Source organism: Parasynechococcus sp. (assembly GCF_042954245.1).
Classification (GTDB): domain Bacteria; phylum Cyanobacteriota; class Cyanobacteriia; order PCC-6307; family Cyanobiaceae; genus Parasynechococcus.
In genome coordinates this window covers 1-3,804 of the sequence record NZ_JBGKDP010000213.1, presented here as the reverse complement: position 1 = coordinate 3,804, position 3,804 = coordinate 1, and the positions used below count along the sequence as shown (strand labels likewise).

The window sequence follows — 3,804 nt, the reverse complement described above, 5'->3', positions numbered from 1 at the left end:
AGGCTGCGGTTGTAGCGCCACCACAGGGCCGGGTCCTGTACCGTCGCGTGGGGCGGTAGCGGTGTTGCCTCTCGAGGTGTGCTGGCTTTTTTCTCGTCCTTGGCTGCCGCCGCCCGCTCCGCCAGGGCCTTGCGCCGGTGTTCCGCCAAGTCTTCCAGCAGCCGAGCCCGGTTGCGGCCCCGCAGTTGGAACAGCACGAAGGGGTCTTCACTGAAGCGATCCCCCATTAGGAAATACACCGCGCTGATGTGTTTGCAGGGGTTGGCTTTGTCGGGGCAGCTGCACTCGCTGCGCACCTCCTGCAACTTGAACGGGAACAGGCGTTTGCCGCTGGCGGCGAAGGCTCGTTCGATGTCGGAGGGCATGATTCCCGCTAGCAGCTGGGCCGACCAGCGGGCTTTCAGGGTCAGGGCTTCGAGCACATAGCCCCAGTCCTCATCGTTGAGCACGTCCAGCCAGAGCTTCACTTTGTAAGGCGCTTCATCGGTGCCCTGGACGCGGGCGTGAACGCGGCGGCCTTCGAAGCGGATCGAGGTCACATGGCCTTCACGGGCGTAGCCCCAGGCCCGCTCCAACCGTTTCTTGAAGCGGTAGCCGTTGATCAGCTCCATCCACTGCTCCACCCACCAGGGCTGCTGGCCCAGGCCGTCGTCGCCGATGGCGGTGATGCCGTTGGTGTTGCCGTTGCTGAGGGTCATGGTCAGGTGTCCTCCAACGCGACGAGATCGCGCAATTGATCGCCACCGAGGCTTCCCAGCCAATCCTCGCCGGAGCCGATCACATCCTCGGCCAGGCGTGATTTCTCCCGGATCATCCGATCGATCTTTTCTTCCACCGAGCCGCTGGTGATGAATTTGTGCACCATCACCCGGTTGGTCTGGCCGATCCGATAGGCCCGGTCGGTGGCCTGGTTCTCCACAGCCGGGTTCCACCAGCGGTCGATGTGGAACACGTGGCTGGCCCGAGTGAGGTTAAGGCCCACACCACCGGCCTTGAGCGACAGAAGGAAGAGTTGCGGACCTCGGGGATCCTCCTGGAAGCGGTCCACCATCGCCTGGCGCTCGCTCTTGCGGGTGCCGCCGTGCAGGAAGGGCACTTCTGATTTCCAGCGCTGCTGCATCCAGGCCTGCAGCAGATGCCCCCATTCGGCGAACTGGGTGAACAGCAGGGCCCGATCGCCCGCTTCGATCACCTCGTCGAGGATTTCCTCAAGCCGCTGCAGCTTGGCCGAACGGCTCAGGAATCCTTCGTCTACTGCCCCTTCGCTCAGGGCCAGAGCGGGATGGTTGCAGATCTGTTTCAGCCGGGTGAGCAGGGCCAGCACCTGACCGTGGCGCTGCCCACCCGGCGCCCGCGCAATGGCATCGAGGGTATCTTCCACGGTCTTGCTGTACAGGGATTTCTGCTCCTTGCTCAGCCCCACCCATTCGCTCAGCTCCACCTTCTCCGGTAGATCGGAAATGATCGTTTTGTCCGTCTTCAGCCGGCGCAGGATGAACGGACCCACGCGGCCTTTCAGATCCCGCAGGGACGACATATCACCATACCGCTCGATCGGCATCCGGTAGCGCTGGCGGAAGAAGTCCTCTTCCCCCAGCACCTTGGGGTTGAGGAAGTCCATCAAGGCCCACAGTTCGCTCACCCGGTTCTCCACGGGGGTGCCGGTGAGGGCGATGCGGAAGCGGTTGCTCTTGCTGCGACCGAGGCGAGCCAGATCCCGGGCGGCCTGGCTCTGTTTGGCGCTGGGGTTCTTGATCGCCTGGGCTTCGTCAATCACCACCCCCTGCCAGTCCTGGGTTTCCAGCAGTTGGCTGTCCCGCTGCAGCAATCCGTAGCTGGTGAGCACCAGATCCACCTCCTTCAACGCTTTTTTGAGTTCGGCGGGTGTGGAGGCGCGGCGCGGGCCGTAATGCTCGGTGACCTTCAACTCCGGGGTGAAGGATTCGGCCTCCCGTCGCCAGTTGGTGAGCACTGAGGTGGGGGCCACCAGCAGCACCGGGCGCTTCAGTTCCTGCTCCGCTTTGAGGTGCTGCAGAAACGCCAGCAGCTGGATGGTTTTGCCCAGGCCCATGTCGTCGGCCAGGCAGGCCCCTTGGTCGAAGCGGTGCAAGAAGGCGAGCCAGCCTAGGCCCCGCTCCTGATAGGGCCGCAACTGGCCACTGAAGCCCTCGGGAGCCGGCAGGGGGTCCGGGGCCTTCTGCTGGTGGTATTGCTCCAGCACCGATTGCAGCCGCGGGCCGGCATCGAAGCGGTGCACCGGCATCCGCATCAACAGTTCCCCTTCTGTTCCCGTCAGCCGCAGCGCGTCGTCGAGGCTCAGTTCTGGCTTTGCTCCACAGAACCGTTCGGCGTTTTTGAGGTCATTGGGCCGCAGTTCGATCCAGGCCCCCTTGTGGCGCACCAGGGGGCTGCGCTTGCTACTCAGGCGCTCCAGTTCCCGCAGGGTGAGCGTCACCCCGCCGATCATCAGATCCCACTCCCAGTCCAGACATTCGCCCAGGGTGAAGCCGCGGGAGCGCTCTGGAAGTTCGGCTTTGATCGACAGGCCCAGCCGGCTGGCCAGTCCGCCGGAGAGGCTGGGCGGCAGCTCCACCCCCACGCCGGTATCCCGCAGCTGACGGGCGGCCGTGCGCACCAGCACGAAGGCTTCGGCCGGGGTCAGCTGCATCGTGTCCGGCGTGGCGTTCTCCAATCCCCGTTCGATTGGTGGGAACACCGTCAGGGCTCGTCCCAGGCCCTCCAACAGCACTTCGCCCGGTTGATCCACCTGGATCTCCCCCAGTTGCAGCATCTCGGCGCCGGAGGCCCAGGCTGCGGCGGCCGGGAGCTTCAGGCTGGGGTCAGCTTCCGCCTGCAGTCCGAAGCGCAGCTCCCAGAGATCCTCCCCATCCGGTGGGGTGTGCAGTTCAAGGCAGGTGCGGGCCGCGGCAAATCCGCCAGCGATGCCCTCCCTCCAGTGATGGCTGGCGGTGGCTAGACGTTCGGCCTCTTCATCACCGATCTCGATCACCCCGGTCTCCGACCCCAGGGCCTCCTGCCAGAGGGTCAGCAGGGGATCAAGCCCATCAGTGGACGGTTCAAAGTCCTTGCGCAGCTGCGCATCCACCAGGTCTTCCAGCAGCGTTGCCACCCGCAGGCGTCCGCTGCGGGGCCGGCAGCTGGCCACAGGGTTGGCGGCCCGCATGGCCTCCGGTCGCAACCGGGTGGTGCGGTTGCTGCGGCGCCCCAGGGGTTCCCGCCAGGGCAAGGCACAGGTGGCCACCAGCGGCAGGCTGGCCGCCAGATCCTCCAGCCGGCGCCGGTCTTCTTCCCGGGTGAGCAGCGGCACCCAACGGGCTCGATGGGGATATCCATCCCCTTTGCTGAGCTCCATCTGGGGAATCCAGCGGCCCCGGGCCACTAGGCTCAGGGCCCAGCGCTGCAGATGGCTCCACCAGCGCAGTTCGTCAGCCAGGTCTGGATTGGTGCCGGAGAGCGGCAATCGGGATAACCACTCCGTGGCTGCCGATGGTTCCACCGCGAGCCCTTGCACCTGCCAGGGCCACCATTCGGTTTGCTTGGGAATCGGTTCGCCGGCTTGCATCGGTAGCCCGGTCCAGCCCGGTGGTTCCGGCGTTGGCTCCTCTTTTTTGCCGCGGCTTTTGCGCAGCTTCACTGTGCGGCTCGGCAGGGTGAGGCAGGCCGTGGCATCGATGCCACCGCCCGGCAAAAGGTCGCGTTCGCTCAGCCAGACCCTGAGGTTGTCGTGGCTGAGGGTGAAAGGGTGCAGTGCCGGTGTGAGGCCCGGGCCTTCCGGTGTGGCCA

2 protein-coding genes are annotated in these 3,804 nt (G+C 65.5%); both read right to left on the bottom strand.

Annotated elements, in window-relative coordinates; translation table 11 throughout:
- The coding region (locus tag ACGVJ8_RS09655; protein WP_392347592.1) for an SWIM zinc finger family protein at positions 1–698 on the bottom strand (698 nt) is incomplete at its 3' end.
- A 2-nt stretch (positions 699–700) separates the two neighbouring features.
- Positions 701–3,804: DEAD/DEAH box helicase (locus ACGVJ8_RS09650; protein WP_392347590.1), on the bottom strand; the 3,104-nt coding region annotated here is incomplete at its 5' end.